The organism is Arthrobacter sp. 05N428_2 (assembly GCF_056397065.1).
Map to the genome: position 1 here is coordinate 54221 of NZ_JBFTMR010000001.1, position 24047 is coordinate 78267.

19 protein-coding genes are annotated in these 24047 nt (G+C 70.6%); 12 read left to right on the forward strand and 7 right to left on the reverse strand.

Going from position 1 to position 24047, the window contains the following annotated elements; translation table 11 throughout:
- Nucleotides 1-6 precede the first annotated feature (6 nt).
- Nucleotides 7-1599, reverse strand: a complete 1593-nt coding sequence (locus AC1DGI_RS00275) for an ABC transporter permease (RefSeq protein WP_441401699.1) — start codon at nucleotides 1597-1599, stop codon at nucleotides 7-9.
- Nucleotides 1592-2575, reverse strand: a complete 984-nt coding sequence (locus AC1DGI_RS00280) for an ABC transporter ATP-binding protein (protein ID WP_476897324.1) — start codon at nucleotides 2573-2575, stop codon at nucleotides 1592-1594. The genes AC1DGI_RS00275 and AC1DGI_RS00280 overlap by 8 nt, the downstream gene beginning before the upstream one ends.
- Before the next feature lie 219 nt (nucleotides 2576-2794).
- Between AC1DGI_RS00280 and AC1DGI_RS00285 the strand changes: the two genes are divergently transcribed.
- The 3 genes from AC1DGI_RS00285 to AC1DGI_RS00295 all read left to right on the forward strand — a co-directional run bounded on the left by AC1DGI_RS00285 (nucleotide 2795) and on the right by AC1DGI_RS00295 (nucleotide 4160).
- Entirely contained in the window at nucleotides 2795-3550 is a 756-nt protein-coding gene (locus AC1DGI_RS00285; RefSeq protein WP_476897514.1) for an AzlC family ABC transporter permease, read from the forward strand.
- Entirely contained in the window at nucleotides 3547-3858 is a 312-nt protein-coding gene (locus AC1DGI_RS00290; protein ID WP_441401703.1) for an AzlD domain-containing protein, read from the forward strand. Before AC1DGI_RS00285 ends, AC1DGI_RS00290 begins: the two co-directional genes overlap by 4 nt.
- A 71-nt stretch (nucleotides 3859-3929) precedes the next feature.
- Entirely contained in the window at nucleotides 3930-4160 is a 231-nt protein-coding gene (locus AC1DGI_RS00295; protein WP_476897325.1) for a hypothetical protein, read from the forward strand.
- A 50-nt stretch (nucleotides 4161-4210) separates the two neighbouring features.
- Here the strand turns inward: AC1DGI_RS00295 and AC1DGI_RS00300 are convergent, their stop codons facing one another.
- On the reverse strand, nucleotides 4211-4879 hold the full coding sequence (locus tag AC1DGI_RS00300; RefSeq protein ID WP_476897326.1) for a TetR/AcrR family transcriptional regulator: 669 nt from the start codon (nucleotides 4877-4879) through the stop codon (nucleotides 4211-4213).
- Nucleotides 4880-5002: 123 nt separating this feature from the next.
- Here AC1DGI_RS00300 and AC1DGI_RS00305 point away from each other — a divergent pair, with 123 nt between their 5' ends.
- The 7 genes from AC1DGI_RS00305 to ppsA all read left to right on the forward strand — a co-directional run bounded on the left by AC1DGI_RS00305 (nucleotide 5003) and on the right by ppsA (nucleotide 14809).
- Complete coding sequence (locus AC1DGI_RS00305; RefSeq protein WP_476897327.1) at nucleotides 5003-5329, forward strand: thiamine-binding protein; 327 nt, start codon at nucleotides 5003-5005, stop codon at nucleotides 5327-5329.
- A gap of 52 nt (nucleotides 5330-5381) precedes the next feature.
- Entirely contained in the window at nucleotides 5382-6059 is a 678-nt protein-coding gene (locus AC1DGI_RS00310) for an O-methyltransferase (RefSeq protein ID WP_476897328.1), read from the forward strand.
- Between the two features lie 158 nt (nucleotides 6060-6217).
- Entirely contained in the window at nucleotides 6218-7354 is a 1137-nt protein-coding gene (locus AC1DGI_RS00315; protein WP_476897329.1) for a hypothetical protein, read from the forward strand.
- A complete protein-coding gene (locus AC1DGI_RS00320) occupies nucleotides 7348-8727 on the forward strand; it encodes a PIG-L family deacetylase (protein WP_476897330.1) in 1380 nt (459 codons plus the stop codon). Before AC1DGI_RS00315 ends, AC1DGI_RS00320 begins: the two co-directional genes overlap by 7 nt.
- Nucleotides 8724-9524, forward strand: a complete 801-nt coding sequence (locus AC1DGI_RS00325) for a glycosyltransferase family 2 protein (RefSeq protein ID WP_476897331.1) — start codon at nucleotides 8724-8726, stop codon at nucleotides 9522-9524. Before AC1DGI_RS00320 ends, AC1DGI_RS00325 begins: the two co-directional genes overlap by 4 nt.
- A gap of 158 nt (nucleotides 9525-9682) precedes the next feature.
- Nucleotides 9683-12328 carry a cation-translocating P-type ATPase gene (locus AC1DGI_RS00330; RefSeq protein ID WP_476897332.1) on the forward strand — a complete coding sequence of 882 codons (2646 nt, stop codon included), beginning with the start codon at nucleotides 9683-9685 and terminating at the stop codon, nucleotides 12326-12328.
- Between the two features lie 81 nt (nucleotides 12329-12409).
- Nucleotides 12410-14809 carry a phosphoenolpyruvate synthase gene (gene ppsA, locus AC1DGI_RS00335; RefSeq protein WP_476897333.1) on the forward strand — a complete coding sequence of 800 codons (2400 nt, stop codon included), beginning with the start codon at nucleotides 12410-12412 and terminating at the stop codon, nucleotides 14807-14809.
- On the opposite strand, the gene AC1DGI_RS00340 is transcribed toward ppsA, so the two are convergent.
- A complete protein-coding gene (locus AC1DGI_RS00340) occupies nucleotides 14757-16664 on the reverse strand; it encodes a heavy metal translocating P-type ATPase (RefSeq protein WP_476897515.1) in 1908 nt (635 codons plus the stop codon). The genes ppsA and AC1DGI_RS00340 overlap by 53 nt on opposite strands.
- Nucleotides 16665-16822: 158 nt before the next feature.
- Between AC1DGI_RS00340 and AC1DGI_RS00345 the strand changes: the two genes are divergently transcribed.
- Both AC1DGI_RS00345 and AC1DGI_RS00350 read left to right on the forward strand, forming a co-directional pair.
- A complete protein-coding gene (locus AC1DGI_RS00345) occupies nucleotides 16823-17800 on the forward strand; it encodes a polysaccharide deacetylase family protein (protein WP_476897334.1) in 978 nt (325 codons plus the stop codon).
- A 61-nt stretch (nucleotides 17801-17861) separates the two neighbouring features.
- Nucleotides 17862-21014 (forward strand): HAD family hydrolase, encoded by a 3153-nt coding sequence (locus AC1DGI_RS00350; RefSeq protein WP_476897335.1) that lies wholly within the window; start codon nucleotides 17862-17864, stop codon nucleotides 21012-21014.
- Between the two features lie 73 nt (nucleotides 21015-21087).
- Here the strand turns inward: AC1DGI_RS00350 and AC1DGI_RS00355 are convergent, their stop codons facing one another.
- The 3 genes from AC1DGI_RS00355 to AC1DGI_RS00365 all read right to left on the reverse strand — a co-directional run bounded on the left by AC1DGI_RS00355 (nucleotide 21088) and on the right by AC1DGI_RS00365 (nucleotide 24039).
- Nucleotides 21088-22092 carry a zinc-dependent alcohol dehydrogenase family protein gene (locus AC1DGI_RS00355; RefSeq protein WP_476897336.1) on the reverse strand — a complete coding sequence of 335 codons (1005 nt, stop codon included), beginning with the start codon at nucleotides 22090-22092 and terminating at the stop codon, nucleotides 21088-21090.
- A gap of 132 nt (nucleotides 22093-22224) precedes the next feature.
- Nucleotides 22225-23349, reverse strand: coding sequence for a YihY/virulence factor BrkB family protein (locus AC1DGI_RS00360; RefSeq protein ID WP_476897337.1), 1125 nt, complete (start codon nucleotides 23347-23349; stop codon nucleotides 22225-22227).
- Nucleotides 23350-23430: 81 nt separating this feature from the next.
- Entirely contained in the window at nucleotides 23431-24039 is a 609-nt protein-coding gene (locus AC1DGI_RS00365; protein WP_476897338.1) for a DUF3618 domain-containing protein, read from the reverse strand.
- Nucleotides 24040-24047 lie beyond the last annotated feature (8 nt).

Genomic DNA, 24047 nt, shown 5'->3' on the forward strand with positions numbered 1-24047 from the left:
ATGACGCTAGGGCGCCAGATCCCTGCGGCGCCAGCCGAAGTAGCCCAGGGCGGCCAATCCGGCGGCGACGGCGGTGAGGGCCACCAAATCCGGCACGGAGTCCGCACCTACAGGCAGCAGCGGCGAATGCCGGAACGGCGAAAGGTCCATTAGCCATCCGGGGGCATTCCACAGCACTCCGAACTCTCCCAACGCCACGAAGGCCAGGAGTACGCCCCAGACCGCGCCGGCCAGCCGCGGCACCCAGCCGAACACGGCCAGGGCCACGCTGGTCAGCACCCACGCGGCAGGAATCTGGGCGAGCGAGGCGACCATGGCCCGGCCGATCAACCCGGCGTCCTGAACGGCGAGGGCTGCTCCGACGCCGATCGACACCCCTGTCAGCACCATCAGCACGGTCACGCCCGCCAGCGCGAACGCGAAATGGCTGCTGGCCCAGCGGCTGCGCGTGGTGGCCGTGCCCAGCAGTGCCTCGGTGTGGCCTGCGGTTTCCTCGCCGCGCAGGTGGTTCGCGGCGGTCACGCCGTAGGCCGCGGCCAGCAGGCCCATGACGCTGATCTCCGCCGCCAGGAAAGCATCCTGGAGAGCGGACGCACCGCCCAGCAGCTTGACCATGTCCTGGGCGTTCGGAGAACTCAGCATCTCCGCAACGTTCCCGATCAAGGACCCGACCACAACGCCGAAGACGACGAACGCCACGGCCCAGGCAACCCACACCCGGTGCTGCAGACGAACAGCCAGCGCCCAGACCCCGGTGAGCGAGCCGACTGCCGGGCCGGGCCGCTCGTCGCGCAGCCCGGCGCCGAGGTCCCGCCGCGCCCGGAGGCTAAAAGCAGCCGGGATGAGGAGGATACAGAGCGCGACCGGGAGCACCAGCACCCACCAGCGGTCCCCGGCGAACGCCCTGATCTGCTGGTTCCAACCGATCGGTGAGAGCCAGGAGAGCACCGACGGTCCCGGTTCGGCGAGGTCTCCGACGGCGCGCAGGCCGTAGGTGACGGCGATGACACCGACGCTGAGGCCGTTGGCAGCCCGGGCGCTCGCGGTCAGCTGCGCTGCGACGCCGGCCACGGCGCAGAAGGCCATCCCGGTGGCGGTCCAGCCGAGACCGAATGCCAGCGAACCGGTGGCCGGCAGGCCGCCGGCGGTGAGCGCGGCGGCGGACAGCAGCCCCACGGCCAGGCTGGCGGCCAGTCCGATAAGGAGGGCGGCGGCCAGCGGGGCGTCGCGTCCCAGCCGTCCGCCGCCGAGCAGTTCGAGCCGGCCGCTCTCCTCGTCGGCCCGGGTGTGCCGGACAATGAGCACAACCATGAGGACCGCAAGGACTGCAGTCATGAACGCTGTGTACTTGATCAGCGAGAGGGCCCCCAGCGAGGACGGATCGTAAATCCGTCCGAACATCGCCACGATAGAGGCGGTGGCATTCAGGGCGTTGGCGGCTTCGACGCGGCTGCGCTCATCAGGGTAGAGGCCCGCGCCGGCCGCCGCCGTCGAATACGCAACAAGGGCGAAGCCGAGCACCCACACCGGCAGCAGCCAGCGGTCCCGACGCAACCCCAGCCGGACCAGCATCCCGGTGCCGGCCAGCGTCTCACGCATTGCCCGGCCCGCCTGGAACGGCGGCGGAAGCACCGCCGGAGCCAGCGGCGGCGGAGCCGGCGCCCGCACGATCCTCCGGACGCCCCGCGCCGGTGCCGGAGCCATAATGCCGCAGGAAGAGGTCCTCGAGCGTGGGCGGCTGGCTGGTGAGCGCCCGCACCCCGGCAGCGGTCAGGGCCTGCAGGAACGGACCCAGCCCGGCGGGATCCACCTGGGCGCTGATCCGGTGGTTGGCGACCACCACGTCGTGCACTCCGGGCAGGAGTTCCAGCCCGGCCGGCACGGCGACGACGTCGGCCGTGACGGACGTGCGGGTCAGGTGCCGCAACTGCTCCAGCGGGCCGGTCTCCACCACCCGGCCGGCCCTGATGATGCTGACCCGGTCGGAGAGCGCCTCGGCTTCGCTGAGGATATGGCTGCTCAGCAGCACCGTGCGCCCCTGGGCCCGGAGTTCCCGCACGCAGCCGCGGAAGGCATCCTCCATCAGCGGGTCCAGCCCGCTGGTGGGTTCGTCCAGCAGGAACAATTCGGCATCGGTGGCCAGCGCGGCGACGAGGGCCACCTTCTGCCGGTTGCCCTTGGAATAGGTGCGGGCCTTCTTGGTGGGATCCAGCTCGAAGAGCTCCAGCAGCCGGTCCCGCCGCGCGCGGTCCTGGCCGCCCTGCAGCTTGCCGAGCAGCTCAATCACCTCCCCGCCGGTCAGGTTGGGCCACAGGGACACGTCGCCGGGAACGTAGGCCAGCCGGCGGTGCAGCGTCGCGACGTCGCGCCAGGGATCCATTCCCAACACGCGGACGGACCCCGCATTGGACCGCAGCATGCCCAGAAGCAGCCGCAGTGTGGTCGATTTGCCGGCCCCGTTGGGTCCCAGGAAGCCGTGCACTTCGCCAGCTGCCACCTCGAAGTCCAGGCCATCGAGGGCAGTCACTGCCCCAAAGCGCTTAACGACGCCGGTCATCTCCACAACACTGCTCATAGTCAAAAGGTACCCCCGGTAGCTCCGCCCGGCCCCCTGCGAAAAGTCCCGTTTTGGCGGGCCGCCGACGCAGGTCCTGGACCAGATTACGGAGCCGGTTACCGCCCGGTTACCCGGCGTCCCGCGGCTGTGGTTGCATGGTTCCATGTCTTTCCGCTGGTCACCCCGGGCAACCGGAACCCTTTCCGCGCCGCCCTTGAGCAGGCTGCCGGTGAGCCGGTGAAGCTCACGCAGTCCCCGGCCGCCCGCGTCGGGCTCTCCATCAGCATCGCCACCGGGCTCTACGGAGTGTCCTTCGGGGCCTTATCCGTGACCTCCGGGCTCGATTTCTGGCAGACCATGGCGCTGAGCCTGCTGCTCTTCAGCGGCGGCTCCCAGTTCGCTTTCATCGGCGTCGTGGCAGGGGGAGGCTCCGGCGTCGCGGCCATGAGCGCGGCCACCCTGCTGGGCATGCGCAACGGTATTTACGGCATGCAGCTCAACGCCTTGCTCCAGCCGCGGGGCTGGCGGCGGTTCGCGGCCGCCCACGTCACGATCGATGAATCGACCGCCACGAGCACCGGCCAAGCGGACCCCGCGGAGCAGCGCCGGGGCTTCTGGACCGCGGGTATCGGCGTCTTCGTGCTCTGGAACCTCTTCACCGCCGTCGGGGCGCTGGCCGGCAGCGCGCTCGGTGACCCGAAACAATGGGGGCTCGACGGCGCCGCGGTGGCGGCGTTTCTTGGCCTGCTGTGGCCGCGGCTCAAGGGCCGCGAACCTATCGCGATCGCCGTCGTCTGCGCCCTGGCCACCGTCCTTGCCGTACCTTTCGTGCCGGCCGGGGTGCCGATTCTGGTCGCTGCGCTGGTCGCCGCGGTGGTGGGCTGGTTCAGCCATGGCCGTAGCGACGAGGGCCTGGAACCGGATGTGGACCCGTACGCAGAGCAGCACCTGGATGCCCGGCGCGCCGGCCGCAGCCAGGGGGAGGGCGCATGACGCTCTGGGGATGGCTCCTGCTGTCCTGCGTGCTGGCGTACGCCTGGAAGCTGGTCGGGTACCTCGTGCCTGCCAGCCTGCTGCGCAATCCCCGGATGTCCCGGATCGCCGGCACCATGACGATCGGTCTGCTCGCCTCCCTGACGGTCGTGAACACCGTGGCGTCGGGGCAGTCCCTGGCGCTGGACGCCCGGCTCGGCGCCCTCGCTGCTGCTGCCATCGCACTGTTGTTCCGGGCGCCGTTCCTGGTGGTGGTGCTGGCCGGCGCCGGTGCGGCGGCGGGGTTGCGCCTGCTCGGCTGGAACTGACGCGCCGCGGCCGGGTGCTCAACGGGCTTTAGCCCCTTGTTGGGCCGCACGGCCGATGGAAGCATTCGGGAATGACCGAAAATGACAATCCGGGTACCGCTGCGTACGACCCGGACGGGGCGCCCCCTGCGCATTCGGAGGCTGTCCGCAAGGCTCGCCAGCCCAAGGCGCACGAACACATCGTTTCTCCGGGGGCCGAGTCCACCCGGGAACTGCGCGAGATGGCACGACGCCGGCGCGAGGCCGAGGAGAAACTCCAGCAGCACCTGCAGGCGGCGAAGGAAAAGCCGGCTGACGGTTAGTGGCCCCGGTCGGCGGCCCCCGTCCGGTCCCGTCAGGTCGCATCGGTGGCTTAGCGGTAGGTGGTCCCGTAGGTGGACCCGAAGGCGGTCCCGAAGGCGGTGCCAAACCCGGGTCCGGGCAACGGTGACTGGGGCGGCAGCGGGCGGTCGGGCCGTGCCGCGCGGATGGCGTCCTCCAGCAGTGCCGCCGACCGGCGCCAGGCGTCCGATCCGGCCTCCATGGTGTCCACGACGCCGATCAGCATGGCCAGGAGCCGGATCATATCGGTCATCGAGATGTCGCTGCGCAGCGTGCCCTGGCCCTGGCCGCGGCCCAGCAGCACAGCCACCGAATCGATCAGGTCCCCCGTGATGCCGGTGAGTACGCCGCGGCGCCCGGCCACCGCGCCGAGGAGGTTCGCTTCGTCACTGGCGACGCTCATCAGGGCATCGACCACGCGGAACAGGCCTTCGGCGGCGTCTTTGCCTGCCAGCGCCTCTTCCATCACCGGGTTGACCAGCAGTTTCAGTTGCTGGTGCAGGGCAGCGAGGACGAGCTCCTCCTTATCGGCGAAGTTCCGGAACAGCGTGGCGGGGCCCACCCCTGCGGTGACGGCAATGGTCTGGAGCGGCACTTCCGGACCGTATTCGCGGAAGCATTGACGGGCCGCCGCAATAATCTTATTGACGTTGCGCGCGGCGTCCGCGCGGAGTGGCCTGCGGTCTACTGCCCGGTTCATTTGCTCAGGGTAGCAACGCAAGGTTGGAGGAAACCTGTTACCGGCCGGTACGCCTGTTTGTGACGTGTCGTCCGCGGCGTCCGGCCCACGACGGCCCCGGTCCGGGCGTGGCAGACTGGAGCCATGTTGCTTGCCTTTTCTGTCGCACCCTCAGGCCGCCCCTCCGGTTCCGAGGCCGGTCCAGGAACCGATGATGCTTCCGTCCACAACGCCGTCGCAGAGGCGGTGCGGATTGTCCGGGACTCCGGCCTGCCGAACCACACGGACTCCATGTTCACCACGATCGAGGGCGAGTGGGACGAGGTGTTCGACGTCGTGAAGCGGGCCACGGAAGCCGTGGGCCGCTACGGCAGCCGCGTCGCCCTCGTCATCAAGGCGGACATCCGCCCCGGCTACACGGGCGAACTGACGGGCAAACTGGACCGACTGGAAAAGGCCCTGGGCGAGTAACAGGAGGCCGAGGGCCTACCCTGCAGGCGGGGCAACTGCAAGACTGGGCCGCATGGTCGAGCATCAGCCCACGCCCCGCTGGACGGCGGTCGAGGAGTACCTGTCAGCCGTCGTGGTCCAACCCGACGAGTCGCTGCGGCACGTGGCGGCCGCCGCCGTCGCCGCCGGGATGCCGCCCATCGAGGTCGCGCCCAACGCCGGGAAACTTCTCAAGCTCTTGGTCCAGCTCTCCGGTGCCCGCCGCGTGCTGGAGATCGGCACCTTGGCCGGGTTCAGCACTATCTGGATGGCACAGGGGCTGCCCGACGGCGGCCGGCTCATCACCTGCGAATACGAGCCCCGGCACGCCGGAGTGGCCAGGGCCAATCTCGACCAGGCCGGCCTGGGCCACCTGGTCGAAGTCCGTGTGGGCGCGGCCTTGGACACGCTGCCGGCGTTGGAAAGCGAGGGCGTCGGCCCCTTTGATCTCGTCTTCATCGACGCGGACAAGGAAAACAACCCGCAGTACCTGGACTGGGCCATCCGGCTCGGCCGGCCCGGCACCGTCGTGGTGATGGACAACGTCGTCTGGGAGGGCGCGGTGCTGGAACCGGCTCTGGACCCCGTGAATGCCCCGGGAATCGTGGCGGCGCTGCAGCTCATGGGTGAGGACCCGCGGCTGGACGGCACGGTCATCCAGACGGTCGGATCGAAAGGCTGGGACGGCTTCGCCCTCGCCCTCGTGCGGTAGCGAGGCGGTGGCGGGGTGCGGAAGCGCGGCGCTGACGCTGTGTGGCGGCGCGGGCCAGCCAAATACTAAGTATGCTGAGATTTGGCCAAAAGGCCGCTTCGATCGGCAACCGCGGGCTCGGAACCGCACCGGGCACACTTCGCAAAGGACACCAGGTAATGAACGCGACGCAGGACTCCCGCTCTCCACGGGCCGTCCGGATCAGCTCCGCCCCCGAGGACCTCGCCGCGCTCGGACCGCTGCTGGAGTGCGTCGGAGCCAGCGTCGGAGATGTCCCGGCCCTACTGGCCCTCGCCAAGGACGTGGGCGAGTCCGCGCCGAAGCCGGGCGCCGGCCGGACCGCTTTCCTCTGGGAAATCCTCGCCTCGGTCACCGCCGTCGATGTCGCCGCCGGCCGGATTCTGGAACCCCACCTCGACGCCGCCGCGATTCTCGCGCAGGCCGAAGGTGCGCAGGCCGCCGGGGTGGAGGGGCCGGGCGACGTCCCCGATAATTTCTCCGACGGCATCCCGTTCGACGACATCCCGTTCGACGGGACCTGGGGAGTGTTCGCCGCCGAAGCGCCCGGGCTGACGCTGGAAGCCAGCGATGCCGGCGGCCGGACCCTCCTGCACGGTTCCAAACCGTGGTGTTCGATCGCCGCGCAACTCGACCATGCCGTGCTCACCGCGCAGCTGGCAGGCGGCGGCCGCGCTGCTTTCGCCGTTGACCTGCACGCGGCCGGGGTCACTTTCGCGGACCCTGCCTGGACCAGCCTGGGGCTGCGCGAAGTTCCCAGCGGCACCGTGCACTTCGACGCTGTCCCGGCCGTCTCGCTCGGTGCGCCCGGCTGGTACTACCAGCGTCCGGGATTCGCCTGGGGCGGCATCGGCGTCGCCGCGTGCTGGCTCGGCGGCGCCGTCGCCGTGGCCCGCAGGTACCAGGATGCACTGCTGGCGGCCGCCGACCGCGGTCGCGAACCGGACCAGCTGGCCCTCGCGCACCTCGGTGAAATCGACCGTACGCTGGCCGGCCTCCTCGGGTACTTCGCCCGGACGGCGGCCCGGATCGACGGCGGGGAGCTCTCCGGACCCGGTGCGTGGAGCGAGGCGTTGCGCATCCGCGGCAGCGCAGCCGCCGCCGTCGAACGCATCCAGGCGCTGGTGAGCCAAAACCTCGGACCCGGCCCGCTGGCCTTCGATCGGCGCTACGGCAAGCGCATGGCCGACCTCTCGCTTTACATCCGCCAGCACCATGCCATGCGCGACGACGCCAAGCTCGGCGCCCTGACGTTCACGGGGGATCACCCGTGGTGAGCTTCACGCACCACGATGCCGGGACCAGCGAAGAGGATTGGGCGCGCAGCGGCCTTGCAGCCCTCCCGGAGTTGCCGCTCGACGCCGGAGAGCTGGCAGGCACGGCGTTTATTGTCCTGGCGGCCCACCCCGACGACGAATCGCTGGGCGCCGGCGGCCTGCTCAGCCGGCTGCACGGCCTCGGCGCCGAGGTGCGGGTGCTGCTGTGCACGGCCGGGGAGGCCTCGCATCCCGATTCGCCCACGGCCACACCGGAACAGCTCGCCGCGCTGCGCCTGCGGGAGTTCGCCGGAGCGCTTGGGCACCTCGTCCCCGGCGCCGGCTGGCGGTTCCTCGGCCTGCCGGACGGGAAGCTGGCCGAACACCGCGAACCGCTGCTGGCCGCGATCCACGAAGCCGCGGCTGCCATTGGCAAACCGGCGGCCCGCGTGGTCCTGGTTGCGCCCTACCGCAACGACGGACACACCGACCACGAGGCGCTGGGGTCCGCCGCCGCCGAGGTGGCCGGCGCGGCCGGCTACGGGCTGCTCGAGTACCCGATCTGGTACTGGCTTTGGGCCGGCCCCGGGGACCCGGCCTGGCAGTCCTGGCTGCAGGTCCCGCTGATCCCGGGGGAGGAACGGGCCAAGGCGCAGGCCATGGCTGCCCACACCTCGCAGGTGCAGGCATTGTCCGACCAGCCGGGGGATGGGGTGTTGCTCCCTGCGGCCTTCCTGGAGCATTTTTCCCGCCCCTGGGAGACCTTCGCCTGGCACCGGCCCGCCGGCGCCGCCGGATCCGGGCCTGGCTACGGCGCGGCGGACGCGGAGGCCCTCTTCGATGCGGTCCACACCCGGAACGAGGACCCCTGGCAGTACGCCACCAGCTGGTACGAACACCGCAAGCGCGCCCTGACGCTTGCGGCGCTACCGGAGCCGAGGTACACCGCCGGCCTGGAGATCGGCTGCTCGATCGGCACCCTCAGCTTGGAGCTCGCCGAACGCTGCGAGACCTTCCTGGCCGTCGACGCGAGCAGCGCCGCCCTGGCGCACGCCGCCGTGCGGCTTGAGCACCTGCCGGGCGCGCACACCCGCCACCTCACCGTCCCGCAGGACTGGCCGGAGGGCGCCTTTGACCTGATCGTGGTGTCGGAGCTGGGCTACTACCTTTCACCGGCGGAACTTGCGGCGCTGTTCGAACGGGTCGAAGCCACCCTGCTGCCCGGCGGCACGCTGGCGCTCTGCCACTGGCGCCACCCCATCGAGGGCTGGGAGCTCGACGGCGACACCGTGCACGCCGCCGCGCGGCAGCAGCTTCGCTGGCCCGGCGCCGGCCTGCACCGGGAGCGCGATTTCGTGCTGGAAGTCTTCCGCGCCCCGGAGCAGCTCCCGTGACCGGCGCGGCCGCCCCGCCCCCGCCGCGGCGCCCCGGCATCGACGCCGTCGCCGTCGTCATGCCGGCCCACAACGAGGAACAGCAGCTCGACCGGGCCTTGCGGGCGGTGCAGCGCGCCGCCGACGAGCTGCAGCGGACGCGGCCCGACGTCGCCGTCCGGGTGGTGGTGGTCCTGGACACCTGCACCGACCGCTCTGCCGCGATCACCGCCGGGTACGCCGACGCCGACCCGCGCATCAGCGCGCTCGAAGTCCGGCTTCGCAGTGCCGGCGCGAGCCGGGCGGCAGGCATCCGCGCCGCGGTGCTCCGCCGGCCCCGGCCCGTTCGCGGGCAGCGCTCCACGCCCGCGCCGTGGCCGGGGCGGACCTGGCTGGCGAACACGGACGCCGATTCGCTGGTCCCGGTGCACTGGCTGGTCCGGCAACTGGAGTTCGCCGAGGCGGGAGCGGATGCGGTGTTGGGTTCCGTGGAACCTGACCCGGCGGGCATGGACCCGGAACTGCTGCGCCGCTGGCTGGACCGCCACCCCTTCGAGGAGAACCACCCGCATGTCTATGGCGCCAACTTCGGCGTCCGGGCCTCCGCCTACCTCGCCGCGGGCGGTTTCACCCAACAGGAATCGCATGAGGACCGAAGCCTGGTCCAGAGCCTGCGCAGCCTGGCCTTCACCGTCATCGCCACCGACAGCATGCGGGTCCTGACCTCCGGCCGGACCCAGGCGCGGGCACCCCAGGGCTTCGGTGCCTACCTCCGCGCCCTGGGGCGGCAGCGGCCGCCCGCGCCCGCAGGCAACTGACGCCCGGCTGGAGAGGCCGTGGTGCCGGAGTCGCTGAACCCTAGGCTCCTATCCGGAGTTCCTGCGTCCCTGCGGTGACCTTTGGCCCTTACCAGCCGCTACCTGCAGGGGCATCCTCGGGAGCATGAGGTGCCGGACGCGGGGCCGAGGTTGGTGCTGTGCATGAAGACCGGCGGGCGGTGACCCCCGCGGGCGTGGTGCCCCTGCCCGGGCTCCCCGGCCTCAGCTCAGCGGAGGCGGCCCAGCGGCTGGAACGCAGCGGACCGAACCGGCTGCCGGAAGTCAGCACGGTCCCGGGCTGGCGACGGCTCCTGGCGGAATTGACCCATTTTTTTGCGCTTATGCTCTGGGTCGCGGCCGTCCTCGCCTTCATCGCCGGGATGCCGCAACTGGGCGTCGCGATTGTCGTCGTCATCGTGGTGAACGGGGTGTTCGCCTACATCCAGCAGGAACGCGCCCAGCACGCCGCCGCCAAACTGCGGGAGTTACTGCCTGCCATGGTCTCGGTCCGCCGGGACAACCGGGTCATCAAGGTACACACCACCGAACTCGTGCCCGGCGACGCCGTCGTGCTGGTTGCCGGGGACCGGGTGCCCGCGGATCTCCGGCTGGCGCTGGCCGCGGGCTGCACCGTGGACGAATCGATGCTCACCGGCGAAAGCGAAGCGGTCAGCAAGGCCGCCGGCGACACCGCGTTCGGTGGAACCTTCCTGGTTATCGGCACGGCCGAAGGCCTGGTGGCCAGCACCGGCGGACAGACCAGGCTCGCCGAGATCGCGTCGCTGACCGGCAAGGTCGAGGCCCCGCCGAGCCCGCTGGCACTGGAGCTGCAACGGATTGTCCGAATTGTCGCCGGCGTGGCCCTGGGCATCGGCGCCCTGTTCTTCATCCTCTCGCTGCTGGTGGGCATCTCCTGGCGCGATGCATTCCTCTTCGCGATCGGCGTGGCGGTGGCGCTGGTGCCCGAGGGCCTGCTCCCGACCGTCACCCTTTCGCTCGCCATCGGTGCCCAGCGGATGGCCGCGCGCAACGCCCTGGTGCGGAACCTGCAGGCGGTGGAGACGCTCGGCTCCACCACCTTCATCTGCACGGACAAGACCGGAACCCTCACGCAGAACCGGATGAACGCCGTCGAGGTCTGGACGCCCGCCGGGCTGCTCGGCATCACCGGCCCGGGCTACGGGCCGGAGGCCCTGGTCACCGGGGAAGGCGGCGCCCCCGCCGGGGCCGGAGCGTTCCAGGCGGGGCAGCGGCTCAGCGCCGCCGCCCGTGCCGCCTCGGTGGGCCGGGCGGTGCCGCACGAGGGGCAGTGGATCGCGGAGGGAGACCCGATGGAAGCCGCGATCGATGCGCTGGCCACCCGGCTGGCCGGCCCCGAGGAACCGGCGCCGTCGCACCGCTTTGCCTTCGATCCCCGCCGGCTGCGGGAGTCCGCAATCGTCGGCACGACGCTGTTCGTCAAGGGCGCCCCGGAGTCCGTGATCCCCTTATGCAGGGGCGACGGCGGCGGCGGCGCCGACCGCGCCCTGCAGATGGTCGACCAGATGGCTTCGCACGGGCTCCGGGTCCTGGCGGTCGCGCAGCGGAGCCTGCCAGGCCTGCCCGGCGACCGCTTCAAGCTCGAGGAGGTTGAGACCGGGCTGACGCTGCTGGGGCTGATCGGCCTGCACGATCCGCCCCGCGCCGAGGTGCGGCTCTCGCTGCAGGCGGCCCGCGAGGCCGGCATCAAGGTGGGCATGGTCACCGGCGACCACGCCTTCACGGCCGCTGCCATTGCGCGGGAGACCGGCCTGATTGGCTCCCCGGAGACGGTGTTGGAGGGCCACGCCCTGCCGGAGGACGACGAGGTGCTGGCCGCGCTGCTGGACCGCGACGGCGTCGTGGTCAGCCGGGTGACGCCGGAACAAAAACTCCGGGTGGCCCGGCTGTTGCAGCACCGCGGCCACGTGCTGGCCATGACCGGAGACGGCGTCAACGACGGGCCTGCCCTGCAGCAGGCAGACATCGGCGTCGCCATGGGTCTCAGCGGCACCGATGTGGCCCGCGAGGCGGCGGACCTGGTGCTGCTCGACGACGACTTCGCCACGATCATCGCGGCGGTGGAACAGGGCCGCGCCACCTACGCGAACATCCGCCGCTTCCTGACGTACCACCTCACGGACAACGTGGCCGAACTGACGCCGTTCGTGATCTGGGCCCTGTCCGGCGGGCGGTTCCCGCTGGCGCTGAGCGTGCTGCAGATCCTCGCCCTGGACATTGGAACCGACCTCTTGCCGGCCCTCGCCCTCGGCAGCGAAGCGCCCAGCACAGGGGCCCTGAAACGAGCGCCGGAACGCCGGCACCTGATGGACCGCGCCCTCATGTTCCGGGTCTTCGGGCTGCTGGGCCCGGTGGAGGCGCTGATGGAGATGACGGCCTACACCGCCGTGCTCCTCGGCGCCGGCTGGAGCCCCGGGGCCGAACTGCCGCTGTCGGACGTGCTGATGGCAGCCTCGGGCGCAGCGTTCACCACCGTGGTCCTGGCCCAACTTGCCAACGCCTTCGCCTGCCGCAGCGCCACCGCCCCGCCTTGGCGCCTGGGCTGGTTCACCAACCGGCTGCTGCTCTGGGCCGTGCTGGCAGAGCTGGGGCTGCTCTCCGTGTTCCTGTTCCTCGGCCCGCTCGCCGCCCTGCTGGGCCAGTCCCCGCCGACACCCGGGGGGCTGGCCGTGGCCCTCGGCGCCATCCCCGCGGTCCTGCTCGCGGACTGGCTCTATAAGCTGGCGCGGCACCGTCGGTCAGGCCGCAAGGCCCGCGCCGCCTAAAAGGTCCAAAGACTCTGACCCCGGAAGCCGCCGGCCAGCAGGATCAGAGCACAGGCGGACCAACACCAGAGGAGCCCCGGCATGCCCGAACACGTGGTCTGGTTTGAAGACATCGGCATGGGCGACGTCCCGCAGGTCGGCGGGAAGAACGCCTCCCTGGGCGAACTCATCCAGTCCCTCAAACCCCGGGGGGTGCGGGTTCCCGACGGCTTCGCCACCACCGCCGCGGCCTACCGGACCTTCATCGCGGCCAATGGGATTGAACCGGCGATGCGCTCGCGGATCCTGGCCTACCGCGCGGGTGACGCGACGCTGCGCGAAACCGGGGAGGCCATCCGGGAACTGTTCCTGGCGAGCGAGTTTCCGCCGGACATCGCTGAGTCCATCCGTTCGCACTACGGGGACCTCGGGCAGCGCGCCGGCCTGGAGCGGCTATCCGTCGCCGTCCGCAGCAGCGCCACCGCCGAGGACTTGCCCGATGCCAGCTTCGCCGGCCAGCAGGAAACGTTCCTGAACGTCACCGGCGACCGGGAGCTGATGGACGCCTGCCGGCGTTGCTACGCCTCGCTGTTCACCGACCGGGCCATCAGCTACCGGGAGGTCAAGGGCTTCGACCACCTCGACGTCGCCCTCTCGATCGGGGTCCAGCGGATGGTGCGCTCCGACGTCGGCGCCTCCGGGGTGATGTTCTCTATCGACACGGACTCCGGCTTCCCGCGGGTGGCCGTGATCAGTGCCGCCTGGGGGCTGGGTGAGACCGTGGTGCAGGGCAGCGTCAACCCGGACAAGTACCTCGTGTTCAAGCCGCTGCTGACCGAGGACGCGGCGGCGCAGGGAATCAGCCCGATTATCGAAAAGTCCCTTGGCGCCAAGGAGCGGAAGATGGTGTACAGCCGCGGCGGCCACGCCCGCACCCGGACCATGGACACCTCCGACGCCGAGCGCCGGGCATTCGTCCTGGCCGACGCCGAGATCCTCGCCCTCGCCCGCTGGGCGGTGAGCGTCGAGGAGCACTACGGCCGGCCGATGGACATGGAGTGGGCCAGGGACGGCGAGACCGGCGAACTCTTCATGGTCCAGGCCCGGCCCGAGACCGTGCAGTCGCTCAAGACCGGTTCCCGGTTCACCCTCCACCACCTGTTGGAAACGGGCACCCTGCTGGTAACCGGCGCGGCGATCGGCGACTCGATCGCGCAGGGGACGGCGTGCGTGATCCGGAGCGCCGCCGACATTGAGAAGTTCCGCGACGGCGCCATCCTGGTCACCGAGATGACCGACCCGGACTGGGTTCCCATCATGAAGCGCGCGGCCGGGATCGTCACCGACCACGGCGGCCCCACCAGCCATGCGGCGATCGTGAGCCGGGAACTGGGGGTGCCGGCCGTCGTCGGGACCGGCAACGCCACGGGCGTCCTCGCGGAGGACCAGGCCGTGACCCTGTCCTGCGCCGAGGGCGACCAGGGCCGCGTGTACGCCGGCAGCCTCGCGTTTGAAACCGAGGACGTGGACCTTGGGGATTTGCCCGAGACGCGCACCAAGGTCATGGTCAACATCGCCAGCCCCGCGGCCGCCTTCCAGTGGTGGCGGCTGCCGGCTGCCGGCGTCGGGCTGGCCCGGATGGAGTTCATCATCAGCGCCCTGATCCGGGTCCATCCGATGGCGCTGGTCCACCCGGAGCGGGTCGCCGATCGGCAGGAGGCGGCACAGATCCGGGAACTGACCCGCGGCTACGCGGATCCGAAGGACTACTTCGTGGACACCCTGGCCCTGGGCATCGCGAAGATCGCCGCGCCCTACCACCCGAACCCGGTGATTGTGCGGCTCAGCGACTTCAAGACCAACGAGTATGCGCACCTTATTGGCGGCGGCTCTTTCGAGGAGGCGGAGGAGAACCCGATGCTCGGCTTCCGCGGCGCGTCCCGGTACTACGACGAGCGGTACCGGGACGGCTTCGCGCTCGAATGCCGGGCGCTGAAACGGGTCCGGGAACGACTCGGGTTCAGCAACATCATCGTGATGGTCCCGTTCTGCCGGACACCGCAGGAGGCGGACAAGGTGCTCGCGGTGATGGCGGAGAACGGACTGGTCCGCGGCGAGCAGGGCCTGCAGGTCTACATGATGTGCGAGATCCCGTCCAACGTGGTCCTGGCCGAGCAGTTCGCGTCCCGCTTCGACGGTTTCTCAATCGGCTCGAACGACCTCACCCAGCTGGTCCTCGGTGTGGACCGGGATTCGGCGCAGCTTGCGGCCCTGTTCGACGAGCGCGACGAGGCCGTCATGGCGATGATCAGCGAGGCGATCCGCAAGGCGCACGCGGCCGGGATCAAAATCGGCATCTGCGGGCAGGGCCCCAGCAACCACCCGGAGTTTGCGGCGTTCCTGGTCGGCGAGGGCATCGACTCGATCTCGCTGAACCCGGACAGCTACCTCAGGACCGTCCCGCGGATCGCGGCAGCCGAGTCGCAGGCGTCCGGGAAGTAACGCGACCGCCACCGGCCCCCGGGCCCGTAGGCCGCCGCCCGGAACTGAGGGCCCGTAACGCGTTCAGGATGGTGGCCAGGTCCACCAGCTCCTGGGACAAGGCGCCGGCGATGGCGGGAACGTAGCCGGCCGCAGCCGCCACCATCAGCGCCACGCTGAGGGCGATCCCGATCCAGATGCTTTGCAGCGCCACCTTCACGGTCCGCTGGCTGATCCGCACGGCCGAGGCCACCTTGGACAGGTCGTCCAGGATGATCACGACGTCGGCGGACTCGCCGGCCGCCGTCGAGCCCCGCGCTCCCATGGCGATTCCGACGTCGGCGACGGCCAGGACGGGGGCGTCGTTGACGCCGTCGCCCACCATCAGCACCGGCCGGTGCGGCAGCGACCGCACGGCGTCCACCTTGTCCGGCGGCAGGCATTCAGCCCTGACATTGGTGACCCCGGCGGCCTCCGCGATGTGCTCGGCGGTGGCCTGGGCGTCGCCGGTCAGCATCACGGTCTCGGTGACGCCCAGGGCGCGGAGTTCGGCGAGGGTCCGCCGCGCCTCGGCGCGGATCGGATCGCTCATCACGAGGCAGCCGACGTATTCCGTGCCAACCCCCACATAGATGGCCAGTTCGCCGCTGGCCAGTTCCGTCTCTTCCACTCCGGCGGCCGATTCGGCCACGAAGGTGGGCTTGCCCACCACCACGTCCCGGCCGCCGAAGCTGGCCCGGACCCCGTGGGTGGCGTATTCGGTGGCCCCGGAGGCGCTTTCAAAGCCCAGCGCCCGGGAGCGGGCGGCGTCCATCACGGACGCGGCGAGCACGTGGGAGGAGTACTGCTCCGCGGAGGCCGCCCAGCGCAGCACCTCGTCCTCGGCCAGGGTGCCGGTGACCCGGACCTCCACCAAGGCCGGTCGGCCGTAGGTGAGGGTTCCGGTCTTGTCGAAGGCGGCGGTCTTGATCCGGCCCAGCAGTTCCAGCACGCCGGCGTATTTGACGATGATGCCGCCGCGGGCGGCACGGCTCATGCCGCCCAGGAAGGCGACCGGTGCGGCGATCAGCAGCGGACAGGGAGTGGCGACCACCAGCACTTCGGCAAAACGGGCCGGGCTGCCGCTGATGATCCACCCGACGGCGCCCAGCAGGTAGGCGAGGGCGGTGAACGGGACGGCGTAACGGTCCGCCAGCCGGACCATGGGCGCCTTGCTCTCTGCCGCCTCCTTTACCAGGGCGACGATCCGGCTGTACTGGGAGTTCTCCATCAGGGCCGTGACCTGCATCCGGATGGCGGCTTGGCCGTTCAAGGACCCGCTCATCAGGCCGTCGCCGGCGGCGCGTTCCACCGGCAGGCTTTCGCCGGTGAGTGAGGACTCATCGAAGGTCCCGGACGTGGAGAGCAGCACCCCGTCCAGCGGCACCACTTCGCCGGGCCGCACCAGCAGGATGTCGCCGACTTCGACGTCGACGGCGGGCACGTCCTCGTGCTGACCGTCAATTTGGGTTCCGGCGACGGAGGTCCCGGCTGCGGGGGGGCGTTCCCGGTGCGCGGTCTGCGGTACGCGCTCCAGCAGGGCCGTCAGCTCGCCTTTGGCCCGGCCCGCCGCGTAGTCCTCTAGCGCGGTGCCGCCGGCCATCATGAGCACGATGATCATCGAGGCGATGAACTCACCCACCAGCACTGTGCTGACGATGGCCGTGACCGCCAGGATATCGATGCCCCACTGGCCGCGGAGCAGCCGGCGGACCATGCCGACACCGAGGTACGCGGCCACGGCCAGCGCGTAGATGCTCGCGGCGATCCGCGCGATCCCTTCCTGGCCGGAAGCCAGCAGCAACACCACTGCTAAAAGGGCAACGACAGTGCCCATCACCAGCGGATACCGGAACGCAATTTTCACGGTTGTCCCGCCTCGTTCTCCACGCAAGACCCGGCGTCTGCGGTTACTTGCATCCTACTGCGGCCGTCCCGCCCGCCCGCGGGCCGTTCAGCCCTACCATTGCCGGTGATCCGGCGCCATGGTGAAGCATGTGGGCGATCTTCGCCGGCGGCCGCCGCCGGGTGGTTGCGGTCATCGTGGTGGTGGCCGCACTGGTGTTGCTGGCCGGCGCGGTGGTGACGGCCGTGATCCTCGGCGCGGGACCCCGGGATGCTGCGCCCCCGGTGGTCCCCGGCGCCGGTAGCCCTTCGGTCCGGCCGCAGACCCCAACGCAGACTCCGACGCCGACTTCAACGCCGGAGCCGCAAGCGCCGCCGTCGAGCGTCCCGCCGCCGGGTACGGAAGTACCGTCCGCGGAAGCCCCGGAAGCCCCGGAAGCCCCGGCCACGGACGCTCCACCGCTGCCCTCCGCGCCGACGGCGGACCCGTTCCCGGCGGCGCTCCGCGGAGCCGACGTCGAGGTGGTCCCGAACGCCGGCCGCACGGTTGCCCTGACTTTCGACGCCGGCGCCAACTCGGCCGGCCTGCCCAGCATCCTGCAGACCCTCGGAACGGCCGGAGTGCGGGCGACGTTCTTCCTCACCGGCACCTGGGCCGGTGCCAACCCCGCGGGGGTCGCCGCGATAGCCGCTGCCGGTCACCGGGTTGGCAACCACTCCATGACGCATCCCGGGTTCAGCACCCTCTCCGACGCCCAAATCGCCCAGCAGTTGGCCGGGGCGCAGTCCGCAATTACCGCCGCCGGTGCGGATTCCCGCCCGCTGTTCCGCTTTCCCTTCGGCGAGCGGGATGCGCGCACCATCGCCGCCGTGAATGCCCTGGGCTACGTCCCGGTCCGCTGGACGGTGGACACCCTGGGCTGGAAGGGCACCAGCGGCGGCATCACGGCCCAGATCGTCGCCGACCGCGCGCTGAGTGGACTGCAACCGGGGGAGATCATCCTGATGCACGTTGGCTCCAACCCGGACGACGGCAGCACCCTGGACGCCGACGCCCTGCCGCAGCTCATCGACCGGATCCGCCAGGCCGGATACGCGTTCGCCACCCTCGACGCGCTGCTCGGCTGATGGCCGGCCACCCGGTCACCCGCCACTGTCGCCGGCCTCCCGGGACTGGTACGAATAACTCATGACGGAGTCGCCCACAGTTGCCGCCGCACTGGCGCCCGTCGACGCGGTGGTGTTCGAACTGGACGGGGTGGTGCTCGACACCGCGGAGCTCCGCGCCGCCGCCTGGCGGCACCTGGCCGACGAAGTCTTCCAGGACCGGCGGCTGCCGCCACGTGCCCGCCGGGATCCGCTGGCGGACGCCGAGTACACGGCCTTCATCGAGGGCCGGGCGCCCGCCGACGGCGTTTCGGCCTTCCTGGCCTCGCGCGGGGTTCCGCTCCCGGCGGGTTTGCCCGCGGACGGACCGGGCGACTGGACGGCGTTCGGACTCGGGAAACGCCAGGACGAACTCTTCGGGCAGCTGTTGCGGGACCAGCCGCCGAGGGCTTTCCAAAGCACCGTGGCACTGCTCGAACGGCTCAGGGCCGGCCGGATCCCGGTGCTGCTCGCCACGTCCGATCCGAACGCGGGAGAGCTCCTCGCCGCCGTCGGCCTGGACGGATACTTCGACCAGGGTGCCGGCGGGAAGCCGGCGCACCGGGGCGGAGACGCCGGCACGCCATCCCCGGCGCTGGCCGCGGTGCACCGGCTGGACATCCCGCCCCGGCGGGCCATGGTCATCGAGGCGGACGTCGCCGGGGTGGAAGCGGGGCGCCGCGGCGGCTTCGGGCTGGTGGTGGGCATCGACCGGACCGGCCGGCGGGCCGAACTGGAGGCCGCCGGCGCCGACATCGTTGTGGAAGACGTCAGCGAGCTGGACATCGGCCTGGTCATCACGGACCCCTGGCTCCTGGTCTATGAAGGCTTCGACCCGGCGCACGAGGGGCACCGGGAGGCCCTGACCACCCTCGGCAACGGCTACATGGCGACCCGGGGCGCGGCCCCTGAACACCGCGGCGGCGCAATCCACTACCCCGGAAGCTACCTGGCGGGGGTCTACAACCGGCTGGCCAGCGTCGTGCAGGGCCAGCGGACAGTGGACGAGCACATGGTGAACATGCCGGACTGGCTGCACCTGGACGTGCGGATCGAGGATGGCGCCTGGTGGTCCGAAGGAGGCCTGCTGCTCCGCCGGGAGCGCCGCACCCTGGACCTCAAACGCGCCCTGCTCACCCGGGAAGCGCTCCTGGAGGACGACGTCGGGCGGCGACTGCGGCTGGTGCAGCGCCGCGTCGTGTCGATGGCCGAACCACACCTCGCCGCCTTGGAGACCGTGCTCACCGCAGACGGCTGGAGCGGCAGCATCAGTGTCCGCAGCGGCTGCGACACGGCCGTGACCAACTCCAACGTCCCGGCGGACGCGCAGCTGTCCAAACGGCACCTGGCGGCGGTGGAGGTGACGGACAGCGATACAGGTGGGGGCGCCGTCGGACTGCGCGTGCAGGCGCAGACCAGCCAGAGCCGGATCGGCATCGCCCTGGCCCTGCGGACGGAGGTATCCGGACCGGCCAATTCCAGCTTTGAGCAGCTGGATGGCTTGTACGCGCACCGCCTCGAGCTGCCGGCCGGGGACGGGGCCGCGGTGACCGTTACCAAGACGGTGGCGGTGGCCAGCTCCCGGGACCACGCGATCTCCTCGCCGCTGACCGGCGCGGAGGCCGTGCTGGCGCGCTCGGGCGGCTTCGCGGCGCTGCTCGCCGAGCACCAAAACGCCTGGTCGCTGCTGCTGGCACCGTTCATCATCGAGTCCGACGCCCCCTCACAAGCCCAGCTGATCCTGAATCTGCACGTCTTCCACCTGCTGCAGACCCTCACGGTGCACACCGCCGAGCTCGACGCGGGCGTCCCGGCGCGCGGACTGCACGGGGAGGGTTACCGCGGGCACGTCTTCTGGGACGAGCTGTTCGTCCTCCCCGTGCTGAACTCCAGGCTGCCCGCACTCGCCCGGGAACTGATCGACTACCGCTGGCGGCGGCTCGGGCCGGCCCGTGATGCCGCGCGGGCGGCCGGACTGCGCGGCGCCCTGTTCCCCTGGCAAAGCGGCAGCGACGGCACCGAACAAACACCCAAGCTGCTCTACAACAAGCTGTCCGGGCACTGGATACCGGACCACTCGCACCTGCAGCGCCACGTGGGACTGGCCGTCGCCTTCAACGCGTGGCAGTACTTCGAAGCCACCCAGGACCGCGGCTGGCTGACCCAACACGGCGCGGAACTCATTGTCGACGTCGCCCGCCTGTTCGCCTCGATGGCGGATTACGACGCCGCCGCCGACCGGTTCCATCTGCGCGGCGTCATGGGCCCGGACGAGTACCACACCGGAAACCCCGGCGACCCGGGCGGCGGCCTGGATGACAACGCCTACACCAACATCATGGCCGCGTGGGTGTTCGACCAGGCCGAATGGATCATGCGCTCCGTCCAAGGCTTCGACATGGAGGACCTTCGCGCCCGGCTGGGCATCACGACGGCGGAAATCGCGCACTGGGCGCGGCTGAGCCGGCGCATGTTCGTGCCGTTCCTCGCCGGCGGCATCATCAGCCAGTTCGACGGTTACGGCGAGCTCCAGGAACTGGACTGGAGCCACTACCGCCGCAGCTACCGCAACATCGAGCGGCTGGACCTCATCCTGGAGGCCGAGGGCGACAGCACCAACCACTACCGGCTCGCCAAACAGGCCGACGTCCTGATGCTGCTTTACGTCTTGGGCGAGGACCAGCTCCTGGCGTTCCTCGACCGGCTGGGCTACGCCGTCACGCCCACGCAGATGGCCGCGACGGTGGATTTCTACCTGGCCAGGACGGCGCACGGCTCCACCCTGAGCCGGGTGGCGCACGCCTCGGTCCTGGCCCAGCGCGACCCGGAACGGGCCTGGGCCACCTTCCGGGAAGCCCTGGACGCCGACCTGGATGACACCCAGGGCGGGACCACCAGTTCGGGCATCCACCTGGGCGCCATGGCCGGTTCCATCGACGTCGTCCAGCGCAGCTTCGCCGGGCTCCGGATCACCCGCGACGCCCTCCATTTCACACCCCGGCTGCCGGCCGAACTCCGCCGGGTCGATTTCCAGGTCCGCTACCGGGACCAGCTGCTGGCCGTGCATCTGGAAACCGACCGGCTGGTGGTCTCCGCTGCCCCCGGCGACGCCGCCCCCGTCCTGGTCCGGGTAGGCACCCGGAAGGTGCTGCTCCGGGCCGGCGAGGAACACGAATTCCTCCGCACCGGCCGCTGACCCAAGTAGCTCGCAGTAGGTGTCGTTTTGAGCCCTCAAAAGGGCATCAATTGCGAGCTAGTTGGGCGGAATGTCAGGGGGCCACACGGATGACGGCGGCGCCGGTGACCCTGTCGGCGGCGAGATCCCGCAACGCCCGGTCCGCGGCGTCAAAAGGGTACGCAACGGTGGTCGGCCGGAGCGGAATCTCTGCTGCAAGCCGGAAGAACTCCTCGCCGTCGGCCCGCGTGTTGGCCGTAACGCTGCGCAGCTGGCGCTCCTGGAAAAGCTCCGCGGCGTAGTTCAGCGGCGGGATGTCGCTGAGGTGGATGCCGGCGACGGCGAGGGTCCCGCCGCGGTCGAGGGCACGCAGCGCCGGCGGCACCAGGGCGCCCGCGGGCGCGAACAGGATGGCGGCATCGAGCGGGTCCGGCGGCTCGTCCTCGGCCCCGCCGGCGAAGGTGGCGCCGAGGTCCAGGGCGAGGCGCCGGGCGTCCGGCGACCGCGTCATGACGTACACGCGCGCCCCCTGGTAAAGCGCCAGCTGGGCGGCGAGATGCGCGGAGGCGCCGAACCCATAGATGCCCAGCCGGCCGCCGATGGGCAGTTCGGCGCGAAGCAGGGCACGGTAGCCGATAATGCCGGCGCACAGCAGCGGGGCCGCTTCCTCATCCCGGAAGGTCTCCGGAATCCGGTAGGCGAAGTCCTCCGCGACGGTAATCAATTCGGCGTAGCCGCCGTCGCGGTCCCAGCCTGTGAAGGTGGGGGACAGGCACAGGTTTTCCTGCCCGCGCACGCAGAACCGGCAGGATCCGCAGGTGCCCCCGAGCCATGCCACCCCGACACGCTCGCCGCGCCTGAACCGGGCCGCGCCCGGGCCGCTGCCTATCACCTCGCCAACGACCTCGTGACCGGGAACGACGTCGGGGCGTCGCGGCAATAGTTCGCCCTCGGCCAGGTGCAGGTCGGTGCGGCACACCCCGCAGACCCGCACCCGCACGAGGACTTCCCCCCGGCCAGGAACCGGATCCGGGCGCTCGCCGGACACCAGCGGGCCGCCCGCTATTGGCCCCGGCTGCGCAACCCACCAGGCCCGCACAGGGCTTCCCTTTCCCGGACGGCCGCTGGCTGGGAACCTGCTGCGGGTGCCGGCATGAATCCTCCCCGGTAGGCGGACGTTCGCACCCCCAGCGTGCGTCCCCCCAGTACAGCCCGTGCCGGCGCGGATCGGCTAGGGGCTTTGGTCCCCAGCCCGTTCGCTGCCGCCGTGTTCTTCCCGCAGCTCCCGGCCACGGCGGATCTCTTCTTCCTCCTTGGCTTGCAGCTTGTCGCTCTGCTTCGTGTCCCGCGGCGGCAGCTGGATGGTCTCCTCGGCCTCAATGCCGGCCTGGAGCTGGCGTCCGCGCTCGGTTTCGGCATCGAACTCGGCGCCGAACAGCAGCGACATATTCAGGATCCACAGCCAGAGCAGCGCGACGATCACACCGCCGATCGCGCCGTAGGTCTTGTTGTAGCTGTTGGAGTAGGCCACGTAGAAGCCGAATGCCAGGGACGCCAGCAGAAACACGACCAAGGCGATCGCCGACCCCATGCTCAGCCAGCGGAATTTCGGCTGCTTCACGTTGGGGGTGGCGTAGTAGAGGATGGCAATCGCGACGATGATCAGCACCAGCATCACCGGCCATTTGGCGATGTTCCAGACGGCCAGGAATGTCCCGCCCAGGCCGATGATGTTCCCGACGGACTCCGCCACGGGCCCGCTGAGCACAAGCATCGCGGCCAGCACGACGACGATCAGGAGATTGACGACGGTGACGCCGAGCATGGTGCCCCGAAGCTTGAGGAACGGCCTGCCCTCGTCGGTCTCGTATACCCGGTTCATGGCGCGGCCGAAGGCGCCAACGTAGCCGGACGCGGACCAGAGGGCGGTGAGGAGGCCCAGGATGAACGTGAAGCCGGCGGCCGAGGAACCGGCCAGGTCTTCCACCACGGGGCGGATCGTCTTCACCGTTTCACCCGGTGCGATGCCCTGGACGATGTCCAGCAGAGCGGAGGTGGTTTTCTGGGCGTCCCCGAAAAGACCGAGCAGGGATACCAGCGCCAGCATCGCCGGAAAGATCGAAAGCACCGAGTAGTAGGTCAGGGCCGCGGCCAAGTCGGGGCACTTATCCTTCGTGAACTCGCGCAGGGTTTTCCTGGCGATGTACTTCCAGGAGGGCTTGGTGACGTCGGTGGGGGCGCCTGGCTTGCGCGGATCATTCGGAGCGGGCGCCGTGCGGGTTTTGGCGGTGCTGCTCTCGGCGGACTCGGCGTCGTCCATGGAGCCCGTGTCCGTCTGGGTGAGGTTCTTGGCCATCGGAATCTTCCTTCGTAGGTTAAGCGCAGCGGCCGGCTGCCCAGCGCGTCAGCGAGGGCAACCGGCCGTTTTCCGGTCAGGCTAGGCCTGCTGGACGTTGTCCTTGGCGTCTGCGGCGCGGTCCCTCACATCGGAGACTGCCGTCTGGCCTTCGTCCTTGACGTTCTGGGCGGCGTCGGTGGCCGTGGCCTTGACGTTCTCCATGGCAACCTGGGCCGGTTCCTTGAGCCCCTCGGCCACGTGCTGCGCTGCGTGGCTCAACTCCGTGGTGAGCGGTTCGGCGGCCGTCTTGAGGGCGTCTGCCGCCTCGCGTTCCTTCTGGCTGGCCGGAATCAGGGAGGACACCAGCAGGCCGGCGCCGAAGGCGATGAGCCCTGCGGCGAGCGGGTTCCCCTGCGTCTTGACCTTGGCCTGGTGCGGCGCGTCGGCGACGGCGGAGCCGGCGTCGTTCAGGTGTGAGGCGGCGCTGCCGCCGGCGGACTGCACGCCGCCGGCGGTGTGGTCGGCTGCTCCCATGACCTTCTCCTTCACTCCGAAGACGGCGTCCTTGACGTTTTCCTTGACTCGGTCAGTCTGGCGCTGGACGATGTGCGACGGGGTGACCTTGTCGGCCACGGCGTCGACGTTGGTGCCGAGCCGGGCGCGGGTTGCTTCAATGTCGGCGCGGATGGCATCCGGGTTTTCACTCATTGTGTATT